Origin of the sequence: Chamaesiphon sp., assembly GCF_041737865.1 — a bacterium.
GTDB lineage: Bacteria > Cyanobacteriota > Cyanobacteriia > Cyanobacteriales > Chamaesiphonaceae > Chamaesiphon.
In genome coordinates this window covers 1-19,056 of sequence record NZ_JBGSQZ010000207.1, presented here as the reverse complement: position 1 = coordinate 19,056, position 19,056 = coordinate 1, and the positions used below count along the sequence as shown (strand labels likewise).

19 protein-coding genes, 1 pseudogene and 2 CRISPR repeat arrays are annotated in these 19,056 nt (G+C 43.6%); of the genes and pseudogenes, 16 read left to right on the top strand and 4 right to left on the bottom strand.

The window, feature by feature from the left end:
* Positions 1–96 precede the first annotated feature (96 nt).
* From ACEW9J_RS15570 to ACEW9J_RS15530, 9 genes and pseudogenes are all read left to right on the top strand, one after another.
* On the top strand, positions 97–369 hold the full coding sequence (locus ACEW9J_RS15570; RefSeq protein ID WP_373546030.1) for a hypothetical protein: 273 nt from the start codon (positions 97–99) through the stop codon (positions 367–369).
* A 273-nt stretch (positions 370–642) separates the two neighbouring features.
* Positions 643–1,254, top strand: a pseudogene (locus ACEW9J_RS15565) (class I SAM-dependent DNA methyltransferase); the annotation flags it as partial.
* Between the two features lie 22 nt (positions 1,255–1,276).
* Positions 1,277–1,597, top strand: coding sequence for a DUF6883 domain-containing protein (locus tag ACEW9J_RS15560; RefSeq protein ID WP_373546029.1), 321 nt, complete (start codon positions 1,277–1,279; stop codon positions 1,595–1,597).
* Between the two features lie 11 nt (positions 1,598–1,608).
* Positions 1,609–1,851 carry a DUF4926 domain-containing protein gene (locus tag ACEW9J_RS15555; protein ID WP_373546028.1) on the top strand — a complete coding sequence of 81 codons (243 nt, stop codon included), beginning with the start codon at positions 1,609–1,611 and terminating at the stop codon, positions 1,849–1,851.
* 12 nt (positions 1,852–1,863) lie between these two features.
* Positions 1,864–2,001, top strand: a complete 138-nt coding sequence (locus ACEW9J_RS15550) for a hypothetical protein (protein ID WP_373546027.1) — start codon at positions 1,864–1,866, stop codon at positions 1,999–2,001.
* 38 nt (positions 2,002–2,039) lie between these two features.
* Complete coding sequence (locus ACEW9J_RS15545; protein WP_373546026.1) at positions 2,040–2,333, top strand: nucleotidyltransferase family protein; 294 nt, start codon at positions 2,040–2,042, stop codon at positions 2,331–2,333.
* Positions 2,334–2,385: 52 nt separating this feature from the next.
* A complete protein-coding gene (locus tag ACEW9J_RS15540; RefSeq protein ID WP_373546025.1) occupies positions 2,386–2,709 on the top strand; it encodes a DUF1016 N-terminal domain-containing protein in 324 nt (107 codons plus the stop codon).
* 185 nt (positions 2,710–2,894) lie between these two features.
* Entirely contained in the window at positions 2,895–3,359 is a 465-nt protein-coding gene (locus ACEW9J_RS15535) for a hypothetical protein (RefSeq protein WP_373546024.1), read from the top strand.
* A 162-nt stretch (positions 3,360–3,521) separates the two neighbouring features.
* Complete coding sequence (locus ACEW9J_RS15530) at positions 3,522–4,193, top strand: Uma2 family endonuclease (RefSeq protein ID WP_373546023.1); 672 nt, start codon at positions 3,522–3,524, stop codon at positions 4,191–4,193.
* Between the two features lie 87 nt (positions 4,194–4,280).
* Here the strand turns inward: ACEW9J_RS15530 and ACEW9J_RS15525 are convergent, their stop codons facing one another.
* The 3 genes from ACEW9J_RS15525 to ACEW9J_RS15515 form a co-directional block, all read right to left on the bottom strand.
* Positions 4,281–4,628, bottom strand: coding sequence for a hypothetical protein (locus ACEW9J_RS15525; protein ID WP_373546022.1), 348 nt, complete (start codon positions 4,626–4,628; stop codon positions 4,281–4,283).
* Between the two features lie 523 nt (positions 4,629–5,151).
* Entirely contained in the window at positions 5,152–5,505 is a 354-nt protein-coding gene (locus tag ACEW9J_RS15520; RefSeq protein ID WP_373546021.1) for a hypothetical protein, read from the bottom strand.
* A gap of 45 nt (positions 5,506–5,550) precedes the next feature.
* Positions 5,551–6,120: a CRISPR direct-repeat array (repeat unit 36 nt; unit sequence ATCCCTAATCACTAGGGATTTCACCTGAATGGAAAC).
* A gap of 24 nt (positions 6,121–6,144) precedes the next feature.
* Positions 6,145–7,314 carry a helix-turn-helix transcriptional regulator gene (locus ACEW9J_RS15515; RefSeq protein ID WP_373546020.1) on the bottom strand — a complete coding sequence of 390 codons (1,170 nt, stop codon included), beginning with the start codon at positions 7,312–7,314 and terminating at the stop codon, positions 6,145–6,147.
* Between the two features lie 185 nt (positions 7,315–7,499).
* Here ACEW9J_RS15515 and cas10 point away from each other — a divergent pair, with 185 nt between their 5' ends.
* The 7 genes from cas10 (at position 7,500) to ACEW9J_RS15480 (ending at position 17,677) form a co-directional block, all read left to right on the top strand.
* On the top strand, positions 7,500–10,622 hold the full coding sequence (cas10, locus tag ACEW9J_RS15510; protein ID WP_373546019.1) for a type III-B CRISPR-associated protein Cas10/Cmr2: 3,123 nt from the start codon (positions 7,500–7,502) through the stop codon (positions 10,620–10,622).
* Complete coding sequence (locus ACEW9J_RS15505) at positions 10,622–11,698, top strand: type III-B CRISPR module-associated Cmr3 family protein (protein WP_373546018.1); 1,077 nt, start codon at positions 10,622–10,624, stop codon at positions 11,696–11,698. The genes cas10 and ACEW9J_RS15505 overlap by 1 nt, the downstream gene beginning before the upstream one ends.
* A 4-nt stretch (positions 11,699–11,702) precedes the next feature.
* Positions 11,703–12,587, top strand: coding sequence for a type III-B CRISPR module RAMP protein Cmr4 (gene cmr4 / locus ACEW9J_RS15500; protein WP_373546017.1), 885 nt, complete (start codon positions 11,703–11,705; stop codon positions 12,585–12,587).
* 3 nt (positions 12,588–12,590) lie between these two features.
* Complete coding sequence (locus tag ACEW9J_RS15495; protein ID WP_373546016.1) at positions 12,591–12,989, top strand: hypothetical protein; 399 nt, start codon at positions 12,591–12,593, stop codon at positions 12,987–12,989.
* The gene (cmr1, locus tag ACEW9J_RS15490; RefSeq protein ID WP_373546015.1) at positions 12,986–14,917 is read left to right on the top strand and encodes a type III-B CRISPR module RAMP protein Cmr1; all 1,932 of its coding nucleotides are present in this window, start codon (positions 12,986–12,988) and stop codon (positions 14,915–14,917) included. The genes ACEW9J_RS15495 and cmr1 overlap by 4 nt, the downstream gene beginning before the upstream one ends.
* A gap of 263 nt (positions 14,918–15,180) precedes the next feature.
* A CRISPR array of direct repeats spans positions 15,181–15,516; the repeat unit is 31 nt; unit sequence CTCCCCACACACGGGGAAATCAAACTGAATG.
* Positions 15,517–15,711: 195 nt separating this feature from the next.
* The gene (locus ACEW9J_RS15485; RefSeq protein WP_373546014.1) at positions 15,712–17,160 is read left to right on the top strand and encodes a hypothetical protein; all 1,449 of its coding nucleotides are present in this window, start codon (positions 15,712–15,714) and stop codon (positions 17,158–17,160) included.
* Positions 17,161–17,461: 301 nt separating this feature from the next.
* Positions 17,462–17,677, top strand: a complete 216-nt coding sequence (locus tag ACEW9J_RS15480; protein WP_373546013.1) for a hypothetical protein — start codon at positions 17,462–17,464, stop codon at positions 17,675–17,677.
* Between the two features lie 273 nt (positions 17,678–17,950).
* On the opposite strand, the gene ACEW9J_RS15475 is transcribed toward ACEW9J_RS15480, so the two are convergent.
* Entirely contained in the window at positions 17,951–18,664 is a 714-nt protein-coding gene (locus ACEW9J_RS15475) for a hypothetical protein (protein WP_373546012.1), read from the bottom strand.
* Positions 18,665–19,056: the final 392 nt, after the last annotated feature.

Here is a 19,056-nt window from a genome sequence, read left to right as displayed (position 1 = left end):
AAACAAAAATAAAATAGTTTTTACATTATAAATGAAAACCTCAAACATTGATACTCAACCATCAATGACTGCTTCTCCATCGCAATCGGAGCAGCGATGCGATTAGCAGCCAGAGGAGTTAGTGGTTCGCTCCATCAATTTACCCAGAAAGTAACCAACAAACGTGGGGAAGTTGTCGAATACCCAAAAGTGAACGGTACTCGCAATCCCAATAATGCCAAGCACTGGCGATGGCAAATTAGCTGGAAGGAAAAAATAGACGGTAAATGGCGCACCCGTTGTCGCAAGATCCCATCTACAAAGGTAGCAACAGTCAAACATCAGATCTTGAAAGGGGGAGATATCGCTCGAATTTTAGAATTGCTCTAACTATTGCTCTGTAACAGTTTCAGTCAAAATTTTAGGATGTAATTTACATCCTAAAAAAATAGCTCAAAAGCAGACTGGGATAAGGTTTAAGCGTATAAATATAGCAATGAAGGGCTATAATCGTTTCTGCACAACAGTTTCAGCCAAAATTTTAGGATGTAAATTACATCCTAAAAAATGATGCAACTGCCTACTCGATCGCTTTGCGCTACTTTTGTGAAGTATAAAATGTGAGTGAGGAAATATTCAGACGGTGTTTGCAGTATACTCAAAGCGTTGCTGCTGAGGTTGTTGGAAGCTGGGGGATGAACGGCGGTAATCGTCCCCGATGGGGTGCTATTTGGCTCCTCTAAGGCGCATAAAGACCTGCGAAAGATCTTGGTGGAAGACCAGAAGATCGATGCGGTGATTAAGTTGCCTGGGGGCGTATTTAAGCCCTATGCGGGAGTATCTGCGGCGATTTTGCTGTTTACCAAAACCAATTCCGGCGGAACGGATGCGGTGTGGTTTTACGAGGTGATGGCGGATGGTTGGAGTTTGGATGATAAGCGTCAGCCGCTACTGGCTGAGGATAAGCTGGGGGTGGTGCCTAAGTCGGAGTTGGTGGATGAGGAGCATCTGAAGAATAATCTGCCGGATGTGTTGGCGCAGTGGGTTCAGATGCAATCGCCCACCGCTGAGGAGCGACCGCGCACGGCGCAAAGTTTCTGTGTACCGAAGGCGGAAATTGCGGCGAATGGTTACGATCTGAGTCTGAATCGCTATAAGGAGGTGGTACACGAGGAGGTAGAGCATTTACCACCGCTGGAGGTTTTGCAGACCTTGGCGGAGTTGGAGGAGCAGATTCAGCAGGTGATGAAGGATTTAAACGCGATGCTAAGATAATCGTAATTTGATTCAAACTAATGTGAAAATACCAATAGATGCCATTATCCCAGAGCCTAAGCTGACCCAATATCTTTTGGTCGAACGATCGCGTAACGATAAATCTAAGTTTCTACTTCTAGGCGGATTTACTCAGAATAATCCAGAAGATTTAGAATTAGCGATTCGGGAATTGATCGCCCAGAATGATGCTGTAGAGGATAGAACCGACCGATTTGGAACTTTCTATGAGGTGCGAGGGATATTGAAGGGGGTCAACGGGTATAATTTAGGCGTGGTCACTATTTGGCTGCATCAATCGGTTGATTTGCAATTTCGCTTTATTACATTGATTCCTGATTAGGAGGTTTAGAAATGAAGCTAGATTTATTTCAAGAAGTGATTATTAATCGTGATTTTCCAGAATCCAATCTGGTCAAAGGTGATGTTGCAGTTTTAAATGATTATGTGACTGATGCTGATGGTCGAGAAGGTTGCGTGTTAGAAATATATACTGTAACCGGACTATTTGCGGGCGTTGTGACTTTGCCTGTTGACAGTATTGAAGTTATTCAAGTTAGCGATCGATTATCAGTTCGCAGACTCGTTAATGCTTAATTGAACAATATTATGATGTCGCCAAATAAACGCGAAAAACTTATTTTGACAGCTCGCGATCGAGAGTTATTTATGTCTGCGATCGAACACCCTCCCAAGCTTCAAGGTAAACTCAAGTTGGCGATTGAGAAATATCGAAATAAATATTGAAACAATTACTAGAGAATTTAGATAATTTGTGAAGTGATATGAAAAATATAGATGAGCTAAAGCAAATTTTATCAGCACAAAAACAATCGCTATGCGATCGCTATCAACTTACCACATTAGGGATTTTTGGCTCCTATGCACGAGGGGAGCAGACGGAGGCGAGTGATGTTGATATTTTGGTTGATTATGAGATAGCCCCGACTTTTGTAGAGTTGGTTGAACTTCGAGATTATTTAAGTGAAATTTTTGACTTAAAAGTTGATGTGGTTACTAAGAATGGGTTGAAAAATCGGATTCGAGAGCGCGTGTTAATGGAGACGATCGATATATGAAGCAAAGTTATACTCACTAACAGGGGATGAAGGATTTGGAGGGGATGTTGAGATGAGCGATGAAATCGTTGAAAATTTGCTGTACGAGAAGATTTCCGCGCTGATTGCTGCTGCGCGAGGGCAAGTAAGATCTGCGGTAAATCAGGTGATGGTACTAACCTATTGGCAAATTGATCGGTTTATTGTGGAAGATGAGCAGGCGGGAGAAGCGCAAGCAGAGTATGGGAAGGCGGTGCTTCAAGGACTATCTCAGCGGTTATTATCAGAGTTTGGTAAAGGCTTTAATGTTAGAAATCTGCGGAATATGCGTCAGTTTTATCTGATATTCCCAAATTGGAACGCAGTGCGTTCCGATTTGAATTGGACACTAAAATGATGTGAAGTAGCGGCTGGAGATATCCTAGTAAGCTTAGTTGGATAGTTTGGAAAAATATTAGTTGTTCCTGATATTTTTGAGACAGGAATTATTAATCCTTGCTTAGTACGACTATCGTTAGATCCTGAAGTTATTACACCTTCTTTTTTTAGTTATTTTTTCGCTCTCCATCGGCAGTTTCACAGATGGAATTAAAGTCTCATGGTGAAACTATGGGGATAATTAATGCGAAGAACATCGCAGATCTATTTGTGCCTATTTCCCCGATCGATCGGCAAAAGCGAATCGCGGCGATATTAGATAAAGCGGAAGAACTTAGAAGACTGCGGCGACAATCGATCGAGCATCTTGATGTTCTTACTCGATCGATCTTCATCGAAATGTTTGGCGATCCAGTGAGAAATCCAAAGGAATGGATAAAAATGCCATTTAGTGAAGTATGTTCGACCCGATTAGGGAAGATGCTCGATAAACAAAAGCAAACTGGTGAATATCGGCGGATGTATTTGCGTAATGCAAATGTTCAATGGTTTAATTTCAATCTAAGTGATGTTTTTGAAATGAACTTCAATAAAAGCCCAACATCACGAATCCCTTACCCATCTCGATACCCTGTTCGCATCCTTACAACACCGAGCCTTTCGGGGTGAATTATAGAACGAGAAGAATATGAATTAAATTAGTAATAGAGAATGGAGAATTAACCATGCAAACAAGCCTCGACTACCAACAGATCGTCATCAATCAATTGAGCCTTCCAGTGCGAACCACCACTTTTAGCTAAAATTAGAACATCGAGCCTGAGCAACAACATGACTAGAGCGATTGCCCCACCCATCGATCGAATCGAACTTACCCCTGGTAGTGCCATCCAGATTAATGGCATCGATTGGGATGGATATATCTCCCTGCTCCAACAGCTAGGAGACAATCGAGCTACCCGCATTGCTTACACTCAAGAGACATTAGAAATCAGAATGCCCGGTCAACTTCACGAGACCATCAACCGACTCCTCGCTACCATTATTATGACCTTGGCTGAAGAATATGGTTATGAGTTTAATGGACTGGGTTCGATGACGATCGATCGCCCAGATCTGGGCAAAGCGATCGAACCAGATAGTTGCTTCTACATTCAAAATGCTCAGAGCGGACAAGGCATCGAGAACAGCATTTCTAGCAGCGATATCCCGCCTGATTTAGCCATAGAAGTTGATATCGCCAATCGTTCCAACCATAAATTTGATATCTATCGATCGATCGCCATCCCCGAACTCTGGGTTTATCAACGGGAAGGAAAAAATCTGGCAGCAGGGGGAGTAATTAAATTTAAACAGTTAGACAATGGTGTCTATATCGATGTTGTCAATAGTCGGGCTTTCCCAGCTTTGACAACCGCACAATTAGCACAATGGATCGAAATGCGTCGGACTGGTACAGATTTAACCGTTATTCGCGCTGTCCGCGTCTTCTGCCGTCAATAATTGCAAACAGCAATTAGCGATCGAATCACCGATACTTGGGAATGATAACCTTATATCCACTGACTATGATTGGGTGGGAAAGGTCGTCTATTTCTTCTTCTTCTTCTTTTTTTTAACACCGTGTTGTTTCCGAGAGTTAAAAGAATTTGGCATTAAATCTGCAAATTGAGACTTTTGGATCGTAAATTCAGCAATCGGTGGATTGTCCCGATCTGCAAATATCAACCGAGTTCTCACTCCTGGTGCCATTTGACCGACGAGGACAAAAGCATCTGAATTGACATTTTGCCCTATAGTCAGCCCTTCCTCTACTTCAATCGGATCTATTTTTCGGATATAGTATTCGCGCTTGGGATAAATCCTGAAATAGCTAGCATCTCGGTCTTTAACTATTTGAATATTACCTGTATCTAACGATCTAAAAGTTTCACTCATAACTTCAGCTATTCACTAATAAGTGGCTAGGTGCAATTAAATATAACACAATCGAGTACATAATTATCTACAATACTTCCAGAGGATATCCCTGCAATCACAACCTTGACAAGAGCGTACTCATTGCTGGGGTAGCCTGATTAGTGACAAGTTAAGCTTCAATCGCAATTGTCAAGCAGGTTTGACAATTTAACGATCGACCGTTTCATCGGACATTCGTGCTGCCAAATACATTAGCACTAGCGAGCGAGATTTTTGATATATGGTGCGATCGAACCGACAATTACGCTATATGTAAGTGTTGACATTCGATCGAAAACCTTAACCTCTCAAAAATCGGGTCTCCCGCCCATCTGTTTACACCGTCAGCTACACGGCTCACTGATTGAGAACGCTTCAAAGTCTTATCAGCCAAAGGGTTAAGGTCTGTATGTACCCTACCTTCGGAAGCAGGGGTCGGAGGTTCAAATCCTCTCATTCCGACTAGGAGGAAAACATCAGTAGAAAAGGGTTTCAGCAAAGTTTAACAGCTTTGCTGGGACTCTTGTTTGTCTGATTGACGATCGAAGGGTGATAGTGAGATTTTGGCAAGCGAACTGAGACAGGATTGACGATCTGGTGATGGAAGATTGGTATTGTGCAGCTTTGACAAAATTAGAGAACGCAAGGTTGTTTGAGGACAGAGTAAAAAGTGGATGGAATTGGGCTGACTCGATCGAGTTATCTTCAGATCGATCGGTTTGCGACCCTCACAGAAAATCCCTGAAACCCAGTGTTTTCGTCGGAGACTCTCGATAGGTTGATATGTATGGGTTTGAGGTGTGTAGATCGGGATGATGACGGTCGTTTTGGGTAAGTTTTTAGCCGAGGCTCGCAAACGGGTGTTGAAATTGGCTCTGGTTTTGGGTTTAATATAGGTAATATCCCTAATCACTAGGGATTTCACCTGAATGGAAACTCAATAGCACGATGCGAGGATAATCCTTGACTGTTATATCCCTAATCACTAGGGATTTCACCTGAATGGAAACGCGGGTACAAACTCGATGTAAATTAGCCCGTTCCACACTAATACAATCCCTAATCACTAGGGATTTCACCTGAATGGAAACGTGGGTGCTGGCTGTGTCTGCTCGATGCACTCGTCTAAAATCCCTAATCACTAGGGATCTCACCTGAATGGAAACACTGCATGAGGAGTTTTGTTGATAATCATAGTTTTTGATCCCTAATCACTAGGGATCTCACCTGAATGGAAACTTTGTGAACGGCGTGTCATAAGGTGGATCTGCCTAAATAAATCCTTACTCGTTAAGGATCTCACCTGAATGGAAACATGTAAATTTGACCGTTAAGAAGCATGACGTAGACTCTTTTTAGAATCCCCACTCGCTGGGGATCTCACCTGAATGGAAACTTAGAAGGGATGCCATTTGCTTTTGCATGATAGTCAGTAATCCTCACTCGCCGGGGATCTCACCTAGATAAGACTCGATCGGGATTAGTTTGTTAAAACTTAATTTAAATATAAATCAGCTAACAACCTTAATTCTTGACGAAACTCCTCAACATATTTTTCTGGACTTAAAACCAACGCTTGACTGCCAAATCGGCGCACCCAGCGAAAAAATTCCGGCAGAGATCTTTCTGGTAAAACTGTAGAGTAAGTAATAAACTCTAACTTACCATTGAGATTTTTTTTAACTACTATTTTTTGGCGGGGATGACGTTTTTCACCTTCTTGAATAAACGGGGCAACTTTTTCAAAGAACCGTACCTTAACTTCAATCCCCTCATCACCATTCAATTCTTGAAGCTGCTGTTCCTGACTCCCCAAACTCAGACCCCAACCGTTTTGGAGTAAGCGATTGACTATTTTTAATCGATCGAGTTGAGCCGATTTACCCCGTGGAGGTAAATGGGTAAGTTGACACAGATGGCTTGATAATCGATCGAGTCTAATTGCTGCTAAATATTTAGAATCAATGAGATCGCAAATCAGGTACCAGGCGACATCATGATAAATTAATTGCAAGGGATACACTTGCAAATGTTGAGTGGTTCCAGTTTGGTATGGGGCACGAGCATAATATATTTCGATACCTTGTCCGGTGACAATTGCAGTTTCGACTTCCGACAATCGATCGAACAAAGTCTCTCGATATAGCTTTTGTTCGCGCATTCGATCGGGATTAGTATGCACGATCGATCGATCTAACTGCGATCTCACTGGATACAAATCTCGCTCGCCCAATTCTAAACCCCGCAACCGTTTTTCTAACTTTTGGTACAGATCGCGGACGCTAGGATCTCCCAATCGATCGCCAATATCCTTGAGTGCTTGCACTGCTACTTGCAATTCCTGATGTGAGAAAATGCCCGTACCTAAATAGTAGCCCCAGCGATACATTCGCTCTTCAATAATCCCGTACTTTCGCAAAAATTCTAGATCTTTCCGCAAAGTAGGTACGGAAGAAGCGGCAATTTCTCGACCGAGATCGATCGATAGCTGTTCCAAGCCAGTAGCAACTACAGCCAGGGCATTATGATGTTCTCCCGTTAGAGAGAGATTAGTTTCCTCTGGGTAGCCTATTCCTGGTTGGCGAATAAAGACTGCAATTATCAATAGGAGCCGATTGAGAGCTGTTCGATCTTGATATGGGTGAGCGTCTGGCAGCTTTTTCATAAATTTACTATCTAAAAGACAATAATTGAACTTGCCTGCAAATTTACCTTAATTCTATTGATGTAGCTGGGATAAAGCCTCAGTGTTTACACGGTAGTAATTATTGTCTATAACCTATAATCTGAACAGCATGTGCTGTACATTCAAGGGTGTAAGCAAAGAGCAGTTATAGGTAGGAGTAGCTCGTGTCAAAAGTATTCTGGCAAGCAAAAATATGGGGTCTACTCCACGATCCGGTCTTCAAAGCCCTGCATGACGACAGTGGACGGGGCAGGAATAGCGAGTGGCAACAACTTGCCGTAATGCAAGATTGGGTTACTAATGGACTAAACCCAGAAACAGCTAAGGGCGGAGCGATGAGGCAAATCAAACTAGCAGATTTCATTACCTCAGCTAGCGATCGAAGTGCGATCGGTAATCTATCTGTCAGCGTGGATTATGCAGAGGCTGGAAATCGAGATCTTGGCTTGAAGATTTCGCACCTACTTTCTGGCAAACTGACAGATTTCAAACTTCAGACAGAAGAACACGATCGAGTTAGCAGCAGCTCTCGGCTAGATTTTTTGACAGGGAAAGAAGCCGATCTGTTTAAATCATCCAAGATTAGGGATCGAGATGGCGAGCTGAAATCGATCGCCGAAATAGAAGATCCACAGCGGTTATTCTGGTGGCTGTGGCGATGTCTGCCGATCGCAGCATGTAAAGCGATGGGCGACGATGAAGCCCTCTTATTGATGCCTGCGGAGACGCGGATTCCCGATGCTTCGATCTGGAGTCATACCAGCCTAACAGCGGCAATGGCTGGAGCTTTGACCGGATTCGATCTGACACTAGCAGACTTGAAACCCAGCAACCAAATCAAGCCAGCAAAAACATCCCGTGCTTATTTGGCGACATTTAGCTTTACACCCGTTCAGGAATTAATCAAAGCCAGTCGGAAGATGCGCGATTTCTGGGCTGGCTCGTGGCTATTACACTACCTTTCGGCTAGGGTATCGTGGAAATTGGCACTTCAATATGGCCCCGATAGTTTGGTATATCCGAGCCTATTTCAACAACCATTAATCGATAGTTGGTTGTTAGAAAAATGGCCAGAATTTAAAGAGTGGATTAAATCACCTTCCGAGCGGCAGCTTTTAACAGCGGGTTTTCCTAACGTGATTGTGATGTTGTTGCCAGAAGATAAAGTAGATGCAGCAATGCAAACCGCCAAACAATTGCTACGGGAAGAATGGCTCAAAATTGGGGATTTAGTATTCGACCGATTACGCACAGAACGTAACTGGATGCCCAAACTAGTCAAAGAGCATATTACTTGGAATGGATGGCTTGAGACTCAATGGCAAAGCTACTGGAGTGCAATGCCAGTCGGGGATAAAGATTTGGAACTAACTAGTCATCAAATGGATGTACCAGATCTCAATATTAGATCGGATCAAAGCTGGAGAAATACTCAAAATCAGACTTTTCAAGTCGGCTTTAAGCAAAAGTTATTTACGAAAAATGAAGATAATTTTCTTCACAAGATTGCAGAGAAAAACAAGAAAGAGGCAGAGGATAAAGAGCGTAAAGAAAACAAACAAAATAAACAAAAGCCTCCCTTCAAGGCTAATGTCGGTTCCTGGTGGCCGCATATATTCGATCGTACCCGTGCCAATGTCAGCGCAATCAAAAATGCTCGGACTTGGAAACTACCGACGGTGTTCGATACTCGATCGACTATTTCAGGCTTGGGATCGATCGTTCATCCGTTCGAGAAAAAACATCAAGTTTCTAGCTCAGAAGCTCAATCCTTATGGCAACAACACGCTGGATTATTCGATGGTAGAGAGCAGCTCAATGCGACTGAAGTTGTCAAGCGCGGATTGCATTTAGCGATCCCTCAACTAGTCCCAGGTTTGGCACAGACGACTAGAATCGATGCCAGTTACCCCGACTTAACTGCTGGGGTCGTCGGATACCTGAAAACTAGCTCTGCCGCAGATCTCCAAAATTTTAAAGCTGCCTGTAACGCGGTAGAAGAGAAAGTTAAAAGCCGGAATTTTAAATTCAAGAATCTACCAGAGATTTGTGGCATTCCTTGGACTGACAATACCCTCAGTCTAACTCAGCAAAAATATCATTCTCGCCATCTTAGCCCTGGCTGGCTAGTGGAAGATCTGGAAATTGATAAAGATAAAAAGCAAGAACTCAAAGTCGAACTCGATCGAGTGGTAAGTGAATATTATCCTGGTAATAATCCCGCCGATTGGTACGTTCTAGCCGCTGGTGACGGCGATGGGATGAGTGAGTGGCTCAAGGGTAAGAAACTCAAACAATATCAGCACTATCTCCCCACCAATCTAGTCGATAAGGTTCGTCAAAATAGTCAGGAAGTAGGCGTTGCTTTCGATAATTTTATCACTGAGCAGAAACGGATGGGGCCATCTACCCATGCCGCTCTGAGTCGCGCTCTGTTGGACTTTTCCAATCAACTGGTACCGTATCTAACCGAGCAAAGGTATGCGGGGCGATTGGTCTACAGCGGTGGTGATGACGTACTTGCGTACACCAATCTGTGGGAATGGGATAAATGGTTGTGGGATGTACGCGAGTGCTTCCGAGGGCAGTCAGACCCCAAACCAGAGCCAGAGTTTGAGAGTAGTGGTGACTACTGGCGGTGGAAAGATCCACTGACATTGCCAGCAGAGTATTTATCTAATCGTCCCCTATTTACGATGGGTGAAGCGGCAACGATTAGCTTTGGGATTGTAATTGCTAATCAAGGTGTACCACTAGCGATCGCCCTCGAACAGATGTGGGAGGCAGAGACGGGAGCCAAAGACCACTTCTGTGAAACGTTAGCAAAAGAACATCGCCAGAAGAATGCCGTTCAAGTGCGGGTGTTATATGGAAACGGGAATGTTCTTAAAGCTACTGCTAAGTTTGAAGCATTCAAAATGTGGCGCGGTTTAGTCGATCCCAAATTTGAGCCAGCCTTGTTTGAACAGGCGGCTCAAATTTGGGCACAACATCCCGTACCCAGCGATACAGCTATTGTGGCGTGGATAAATGCCTTTAGCGATCGCCGTGATGTTTTTAAAGATCGCGATCTAGGTGGATCTGTTGGCGTAGCCTCTACCTTCGCAGAAGACCACGATCGAGATCTCAAGCAAGAGTTTATCACTCACATGAGCGATTGGCTGACCAAAATGTGGGAGACAAATGACAAATCGACTAGAGATGATGAAATCGGTTATTGGCTGAAACTCGCTGCTTTTGTCCTGCGGAAACGCGATATTTCAATTAAATCAGGAGGTAGTCAGTAATGTTTTGGTATCGACTTATTCCATTGGATGTCTTGCTATTGCGAGATGCCAAACCGTTTACACCTGGGGAACGCGCTTGGGCTGGAAGTACATTTCCACCGACTGGAGATGCGATCGCCGGAGCTGTACGAGGCTTACTCGGAGAGACACTAGATTTACAACTGACTGGCCCATTCCTCTGTCGCCAAGTGCAACACGAGCAGAAGTTATATTTCCCCCGTCCGTTGGGATTTGTGGGCGATCGACCTTTGATTCCCCTACCCTGGATTGGTGCTGAAAATCAGATGAAATTTGACAAATCTGCACCACAGCCTTTGGTTACACCCTTCGATTCCCATCGAGATAAAGATGAGCTAGAGGATGAGATTAAACCTATCAAATATCGTCAATATCTCCCCGCTGATGTGGTGTTGAAATATCTCAAGGGACAGATCGACAGCAAGGATTGGGAATGTAAAGGTGACAGTGAAGAGAAACCCTGGAAAATTGAGAGTCGATCGCATAACTCGATCGAGCCTGGAACCAGACAAGTAAAAGATGAGAGTGGGTACTTTGTGGAAAATGCCGTGCGGCTGCATCCAGATTGGAGTATTGCCTTTGGGATCGATCGCCAATTACCCACGGGTGAGACGATGAGACTAGGTGGTGAGGGGCATCGGGTGTTACTAGAACGCTGCGATGAGCTAGGAGAGCAATGGCAGGCGATTCAAGCTCAGTCTGAGCATAATTTTGACAAAGATGGTAGATCGATCGCTTATCTAGTCACTCCAGGCGTATTTGAGCGATCGTCCAATGGTGAAATACTCTGTCAGGCTTGGCCGTGGGAATGGAAACTAGCCCATACTTCCAATCCTAACCAGTCAGATCCTGGCAATTTGGTGAGTGTAGCGACAGGTCAATCTATACCGATTACTGGCATTGGCAGGGCACAAGTGTTTGCAGCTCTACCAGGGAGTAATTACTACTTAAATCAACCACAGTCGCTCTATCAAGACGAGGAGGGTGCCGCCAATAAAGCCAAACGCTGGCGCAGCTTAGGTTATTCAGAATTATTGTGGATTAAATATCAAGGCTAAAAACATGAACTATTTGACTTATAGCTACTTGCTCACGCCATTACATACAGGTGCAAGCTCTCAGGCTGGCAACATGATGGGTATCGCTCGTGAAACACATACCGAACTACCCTATCTGCCATCATCTTCACTACGAGGTAAAATTCGATCGGTATTAGAGACAAGTCACCCCGATGATGCGGGCGGATTGTTTGGCGAACGGCTTAAAGATGGAAAACAGCCAACCGAAGGTGAAGTCTGGTTTGCAGATGCCACGCTACTACTATTTCCGATCGCATCTTACAGCCATCAATATGTTTGGATTACTTGCCCACTCTGGTTGAGCCGCTGGAATCGCTGGCTCCGCGACGATAAACTCGATCTGTTAATTCAAACTTGGCGCGATACTTTATCTAAAACTAGGGAAGATGGCGGTAAGAGTGCAATCGCCTCTGTTAAGGGTCAACAGATCTATCTCCAGGGCGCACGAATAACGGCAGAAGAAATTGAATCGATCGATCCTCAAGCTGACTGCTGGAAAGCCTTTGCTAAAATACCCGATGGTAACGGGATTCTCGATCTTCAGCACAAACTCATCATTGTTTCCGACAGCGATTGTGGTGCATTAGTGGAAACAGGTTTACAGCGTGAGGTAAGGGTTGCACTCAAGGAAGATGAGAAAACAGTTGCGGGTGGATCTTTTCGTTCGGAGGAAGCGATTCCATCTGAAACAGTACTGTTTTTCCCTTGGGGCTTGAAACCGTCTAAGTCTGAAGCCAGAACAGATTTAGTTAGAGCATCTCTCAAAAATACGCTTAACGATAAATTACAATTTGGTGGATTAGAAGGTTTGGGTCGAGGGTGGACAGACAACACCACAGTTGAAATTAATCATCACCGAGGAGCGTAAACAATGTTGAAATTAGACACTCGTAATTTTAGTCTTTCTGCTTACACTGGTTTAGAATCTGTTCAACAAGCTGTCCAAGTTAACAGCCGTAAAAAAGCTAGTGGTATCGTTCAAAGTTTACCATCCTATATTTCAAGTTGGGGCTTGCATCGATTAGCTGGCGATGGTCTTAAATACAGTGATGCTAGATCTGAAGATACTCGCTACAAGGGAGTTGTTTATCAAGAATTTCTAAAAACTTTGAAGGAATTAACTAAGGTCGAATTTGACTACAGGAATCCTAAAAGCTTGATGGAAATGGGTATTCACGAATACACGGGATTGAATCGACTAGCCATAGAATTAGCACGGGAATGGTCATTCTGGTCAGTAACTGTCTTGGGTGAGGCAGAAGACACATGATCCAACAACTTAATAAAGTATGGCAAGAATTTATCCAGGCTGAGTCAAAACAGGGATCTAAACTGGGTAAAACATTTGAAAAAGCTGAATTTGGTGATTATAGTAATAAAACTCTCACTCTATATTTTAGTGATGAAAATTTAGTAAAAACGGCTAAAGGGTTAACTGATAAACTCAAAGGTAAATTACCTGGACAGTTGAAGCTGTGCGATCGCATTAACTGTCAAATTGGTACTGTGACTGCATATGTAGAAACTAAAAAATTCAGCCCTACTCCAGGCAAACTGGGGAATCCATTACAAGCTTTAAACCATGCTGAATTTGGAGATGATGGCAAAGGCGGTGAACTCTCACAGCCTGTACTCGCAGCAGCAGTAAAGGCAGAAAAGACTTGCGATCCAATTTATCAAAAATTAACTGCTCGGACTAAAATGCTTGCAGGGGATAACACTCTAGCAGTGTCCTTTAACTGGCGGCTGCGTGTTGGCGGTACCAGAGGATTTCGGGAATTATTATTACCTGTATTTCATCCAGTTTTTGGTGTGCCCTATATCCCCGCAGCATCCCTCAAAGGTGCTGCTAGAGCATGGGCGAGACAAAATTGTGAATCTAAGCCGGAAATTAGTGATATTTTAGGGATTTTAGTAGGCAACATTGCTAAAGCCGCTAAGGTGGAATTTTTGGATGCGTTTCCGACCGAAGCTTGTATGTCTGTAGATATCGCCACTCCCCAGTGGCATTGGCAAAATGAAAAAGCAGTCTATAAACCCGAACCTCATCCCCTGTTGAGTCTAGAGCAACCAACCTTTTTGATGGGATTGCGGGCAACTAAACCAGAGTATGAAAAATATGTCTCAATTGTCAAACAATGGCTGGATAATGCCCTCAAATCGGGTATCGGTTCCCGCGTTAGTAGTGGTTACGGTCGAGCATTAGGTCAACCTCAAACTTCCGCTCATCTCAAGAGCTACGAATTTGAGCTATGGACGCAAGGAATGTACGGGAGTGAACCACCAACAAGGGAAAATAGCTGGCGGGGTGTACCAGAATTTCGTCCGACTGCCATTCGGGGGATCTTACGCTATTGGTTTAGAGCGATGGCTTTGGGACTATATAGTGTTAAAGATGCTCAACTCCTCGAAGAAGAATTATTTGGTGCGTTGAGCAAACAGGGGAAATTCTCGATTGGGGTGGCATTTAATCCCAGCAATTCCCAAGATCCTGATAAATATACTGGCAAAATCAACTTAGAAGCTGCTAATCCACAGCACCTCAAGCTACTTTCTAAGCTATTAATATTAGCAGGACACTTAGGCGGAGTCGGTCGTGGTTCTCGTCGTCCAATTCATTTGTTGAATGGTCGGATGCGCGGCTGTCATTGGTCGATCGAAGACCGCGATTTACCACTAAATATGACTGCCGATCGATGGCAGCAGTTTTTCCAAGAACTAAGAGCGGCGTTTGAATCTGTGCAGTCGCCCATTGGCAACTTTAATAGTAGTCCAGGCGAACCCCGACAACGCCAACAAGATACACTCGATCGCAATGCTCAGGTCTGGTTATTACCTTCACCTGGGCAAACTCCCCCAGCGGAGGTAACTAATTGGCGAGAGGAAGGCAAAATCGATCGAGTCAGAGGTTCAGCCTTGACTTTTTTATATGGTGATGAAAAGTTCAAAGGTGTAAATCAAGATAGAATCGGTAATAGAAATGTCGGCGGAGCTTTAGAAACGCCCTCTTTTGTCTGGATTAAATCAATTTTCCCCCACGAATCGAACCCCTATCAAGTCGTAACTCTATTTGGAGTCGATCATCCCGATCGATTAGCCTTTGCCAAGGCACTCCAGAATGAGGGTGCTATATTAGTTGTGGGTCAAATGCCCCCTGGTAATTCACCACCTCGATCCAATCGTCCAATTCGTCGGTAAATTCGATAATTTCTCTAAATTAGGGCTTTATCATTCTCTCTGAGCCAGTTACGCTATTTTATATCACCAAAATCTACGCACCCCCTGTCGATATCTCAAAGCTGCATTCTCTCGTCATACTGCGTCGATGCTTTGTGCAGCAAGGGTTGTAGGCATTATCTTTAGGTACTTACTGCTAATATTTGCACCTTGTTGAGAATAGAAAATAGGTGCGTAGATTTGTCTCCTGGAATCCTTGTTGGGCAAGGCTCCCTGAGCAAACTCTCCCCACACACGGGGAAATCAAACTGAATGGAAACAAGTTTGTTGTTACCGTTTGGGGCAACTTTATTTGTGGAAATGGACTCCCCACACACGGGGAAATCAAACTGAATGGAAACCTCACGATCCCAAAGACGTTGCTGATATTTTTTGCTCCCCACACACGGGGAAATCAAACTGAATGGAAACTAAAAGTCAGAACTAACGGTATCAAGTTGTCTTTAAAATCCTCCCCACACACGGGGAAATCAAACTGAATGAAAACATAATCGATTCGACCGTGAAGTGGTTCCAGGTTGCAAAAACACTCCCCACACACGGGGTAGAAACGATGCGTTTACATCTGTCATAGCAGTATAGAAAGCATCTCGACACATTTCGATCGCTCGTCATCATCTGAGTTGAATTGTCTACACAAATGAGGCGATCGAAATGAATGGAAAGGGTGACTGAGCGGAGCCGAAGCCATCCGTCACTAACGAGTCCTTCACGCCGCTATCTTAGGCTTTGCCCTAACAAACTAACCCCAATTTATGACAGCAATTTTAATAGCAACAATTGGCACCCGCGACTTGATGTTTCAGATCTCATCTGGACTTTGGTACAGTATTGGTGACTTTACAGAACGAGTTCAAGTTATTAATGATTTGGGACTAGACGAAAAGATTACTCATCGAGATCTCACACAGTATTTGAGCGATCGATTAGAACAATATCTCGATCGAATTAAACCTGTCATTATGGGTAAATTACTCACAGAACAAGCTAACCAAATCGAGCAGCTATATCTAGTTGGTACCAATCAATTACCGACTGTAATTCAACGGAATAAAGATACTATTTATAGTTGCAATATCCTCAAAGCTTGGGTTGAGAAAAATCTCAGTATTCCTACTAAAATCTTGCCACTGGGCGAAAAAGGAACCGATCCATCCAATTTTGAAGCGATGTTTGAGTGGTGGCGGAAAACTTGGCGCGAAGAGATCGAGTCAGCCGCAGGTTTAGAAATTTGGTTGGGTTTAAAAGGTGGTGTAGGGCAAACTTCTGAAGCGGGGAGAACCTCAGGATTGAGTCTGTACGGCGAGCGCATCAAATTTTTTGAGTTTCATGAAAATGAGCGAAACAACCAAGCAGGGAAGCCCTCAGACTACACTGGGCCGTTTCTAGGTACCAACTATCTCTGGGATCGGACTCAACAACAGGCTCTAGGATTGCTTGACAGGTTTGACTATGCTGGTGCTAAGGAGCTATTAAAACCCTATTTTCACGCTAAAAATCTTGGAGATGTATCCGATTTACTCGAAGCCGGAATTGCCTGGAATCGGGGCGAATTTCACGTATTTTCAACCCTTGTTAGTGCCCATACTTTGGATTCTCCCCACCAAGCACAGAGCCAGACTTGGTGGTGGATGGCTTACGAACAAGCATATTTGGCAGTGGTGCGACTAGAGCAAAATAACGTCGCTGAAGCGATGCTGCATAGCTTTCGCGCGGTTGAAGGTGGTTTGTTAGAGTGGGCAAAAGTGACTCTTGGAGACAATTTCCACGACGACCAAAAAGATAGTCCAATTGTCTTTAAGTCAATCCTGGAGAGTCATTCAAGTAAAAAACTCAGGGAGGCTTTTAAGAATAAAAAGATAGATGGAGGTGAAATTGAACCTCATGTTATATGGATGCTGATTTCAGTCCAAAGGGAAATATTAAAGGTGTCTCTTCCGGCTGCTTTAAAAGGCGATTTTGAGTATTTTTGGTCGAAAGATTGTAAGAACATCCGCAACAGATTGTCCCATCGGTTGGGCGGGATGTCCGCGCCGGAACTGTTACAGGCTTGGGGCGAAGATCTTCAAGATCGATCGCAATGGCAGGCGCGACTATTGGGTTGTCTAAATATTCTGACTGGGCAGTCTTTTTCGACTCTCGATCGAGCTAGTTTGTTTACTAGCGTACACAATCGCATTAGGAAAGCGATCGAGTTATCATGAGCCGAATCGATCGATTTGCGACCCTCACGCAGAATCGCTGAAACCCAATGTTCTCGTCGGGAGCCTCGATAGGTTGCTCTGTATGGGTTTGAGGGGTGTCGATCGGGATGATGACGCTCGTTTTGGGTAGGTTTTTAGCTGAGGCTCGCAAACGGGTGTTGAAATTGGCTCTGGTTTTGGGTTTAATATAGGTACTATCCCTACTCGTTAGGGATCTCACCTGAATGGAAACAAACAATTAGGCAATAATTACGTGGTTAATCGTAAATCAATATCCCTACTCGTTAGGGATCTCACCTGAATGGAAACTTTTGCAAAGTTTGCTATTGAGCTTCAAGATGTTTCTATCCCTACTCGCTGGGGATCTCACCTGAATGGAAACCGTTCCCGTAACGGCTGCACGAATTTCATGTTCATCATCCCCACTCGCTGGGGATCTCACTTGAATGAAAACGTATTCAGCAATGGTAGCGGTAGAGCGGCGTTAGCATCCCTTCTCGCTGGGGATCTCACCTGAATGGAAACTCGTTTTCTAGGCTCTCTGCTTTCCAAGCAGCTAAGTTAATACCTACTCGCTCTAGAGTAATTTTTTACCTAAGAAATAAATTATTGATATTTCCCATGCTGAAAAATTGATTCTGCGTTCCGCGCGTCCGATTCAATCCCTAAATCATAGAGAGAAGTCGCTTCAACACAGTCGCCCCGATCGAATTGCAACCGAGCAGCCGCTAAAGTACTATACTAAAATCCACTTTTAATACTCAAATATGTATTAAGAGCAGCACAGTTGTCAGCGATCGTTATATAAACATTGTATCTGCTCTACATTGCCAAGAATTTTTCGCTGAAGACTATCTGGTGAAAGTACAAAACAACCTGCTTGATAAGATATTAACTCACGAATTAATAGCTCCGAACTATAAACTTTTCGAGTAATTATGGTACCAAACGAGTCTGGTACTGCGGATAAGTCGTTTGTACTGGGAAGATAATCACATATTAACTGAGGACTCAGCCGAAATTTCACAGAAATCGATGGCACAAAAGTACTCCACGGTAACTCGCTAGTTCGCACTGCTGCTATGCGATTGATGTCAATTTCAAAATTGTTCAGTAATTTGTCGATCTCTAATGTATTAACCTCTCTGGCATAGGCAATCAAAAGGAACTTACCTGTGATGTCAACCACAATTTCGCCACAAAGTACGGTGCGATCGATTACTTCATCATCAGTCTTGATACTTACAGTGAACGCTACCTTGCTTGAAATAAAATCTTGAAGTCGCTCGATTGTTTCAAACCCTTTGAACTGGATAGATCCTGGAGTCAGTCTATACTCTGCATTACCTAAAGCAATTAGCAGGTTTCGGATATTGCCAGTACTCGCCCTTGTGTGACCCAAGCTTGCAGCTACTAAACGTATGTATTCATAACAATGTTCTGGGAGCTTAATATTAAGCAGCTTTTGCTTTGAATTAAGTAGATGAGCCTCACTCCAATTCATAAAAATTATCTTCTGAAATCAAACTTACAACTTTATACCCTTAACGAGATCTCCATTGAAATAAGTTAAACGCGGGTGAGGTGACATATCGGCATATTTTTGCAGATATCGATCTTGCAGCTAACCTAAGATAACGTGTTCGATCTGCTACTGGCATGGGTTATTTGGCGGATCTTGTGCTAGCAAAGCAAATGTATGAACTTGACAATCATTTGAAAAAATTATATAGTTTTTTCAAATGATTGTGCTAGATCGTGACAAAAGGTGGCAGTAGAATTGGTTCTGGTCGCAAACCTAAACCCTTTAGCGAGAAAAAAGAATCCTTACTAATATCGCTAGATCCTCAAGTAGCTCGATGGCTGCGACAACAGCCCAGATACAGCAGATTAGTT

Bases quoted from the DNA above. Each gene is read 5' to 3' on its own strand.
- ACEW9J_RS15570 (WP_373546030.1), top strand. From the start codon at position 97: ATGCGATTAGCAGCCAGAGGAGTTAGTGGTTCGCTCCATCAATTTACC.
- ACEW9J_RS15555 (WP_373546028.1), top strand. From the start codon at position 1,609: ATGAAGCTAGATTTATTTCAAGAAGTGATTATTAATCGTGATTTTCCA.
- ACEW9J_RS15550 (WP_373546027.1), top strand. From the start codon at position 1,864: ATGATGTCGCCAAATAAACGCGAAAAACTTATTTTGACAGCTCGCGAT.
- ACEW9J_RS15545 (WP_373546026.1), top strand. From the start codon at position 2,040: ATGAAAAATATAGATGAGCTAAAGCAAATTTTATCAGCACAAAAACAA.
- ACEW9J_RS15540 (WP_373546025.1), top strand. From the start codon at position 2,386: ATGAGCGATGAAATCGTTGAAAATTTGCTGTACGAGAAGATTTCCGCG.
- ACEW9J_RS15535 (WP_373546024.1), top strand. From the start codon at position 2,895: ATGGAATTAAAGTCTCATGGTGAAACTATGGGGATAATTAATGCGAAG.
- ACEW9J_RS15530 (WP_373546023.1), top strand. From the start codon at position 3,522: ATGACTAGAGCGATTGCCCCACCCATCGATCGAATCGAACTTACCCCT.
- ACEW9J_RS15525 (WP_373546022.1), bottom strand. From the start codon at position 4,628: ATGAGTGAAACTTTTAGATCGTTAGATACAGGTAATATTCAAATAGTT.
- ACEW9J_RS15515 (WP_373546020.1), bottom strand. From the start codon at position 7,314: ATGAAAAAGCTGCCAGACGCTCACCCATATCAAGATCGAACAGCTCTC.
- ACEW9J_RS15505 (WP_373546018.1), top strand. From the start codon at position 10,622: ATGTTTTGGTATCGACTTATTCCATTGGATGTCTTGCTATTGCGAGAT.
- cmr4 (WP_373546017.1), top strand. From the start codon at position 11,703: ATGAACTATTTGACTTATAGCTACTTGCTCACGCCATTACATACAGGT.
- ACEW9J_RS15495 (WP_373546016.1), top strand. From the start codon at position 12,591: ATGTTGAAATTAGACACTCGTAATTTTAGTCTTTCTGCTTACACTGGT.
- cmr1 (WP_373546015.1), top strand. From the start codon at position 12,986: ATGATCCAACAACTTAATAAAGTATGGCAAGAATTTATCCAGGCTGAG.
- ACEW9J_RS15485 (WP_373546014.1), top strand. From the start codon at position 15,712: ATGACAGCAATTTTAATAGCAACAATTGGCACCCGCGACTTGATGTTT.
- ACEW9J_RS15480 (WP_373546013.1), top strand. From the start codon at position 17,462: ATGGAAACTTTTGCAAAGTTTGCTATTGAGCTTCAAGATGTTTCTATC.
- ACEW9J_RS15475 (WP_373546012.1), bottom strand. From the start codon at position 18,664: ATGAATTGGAGTGAGGCTCATCTACTTAATTCAAAGCAAAAGCTGCTT.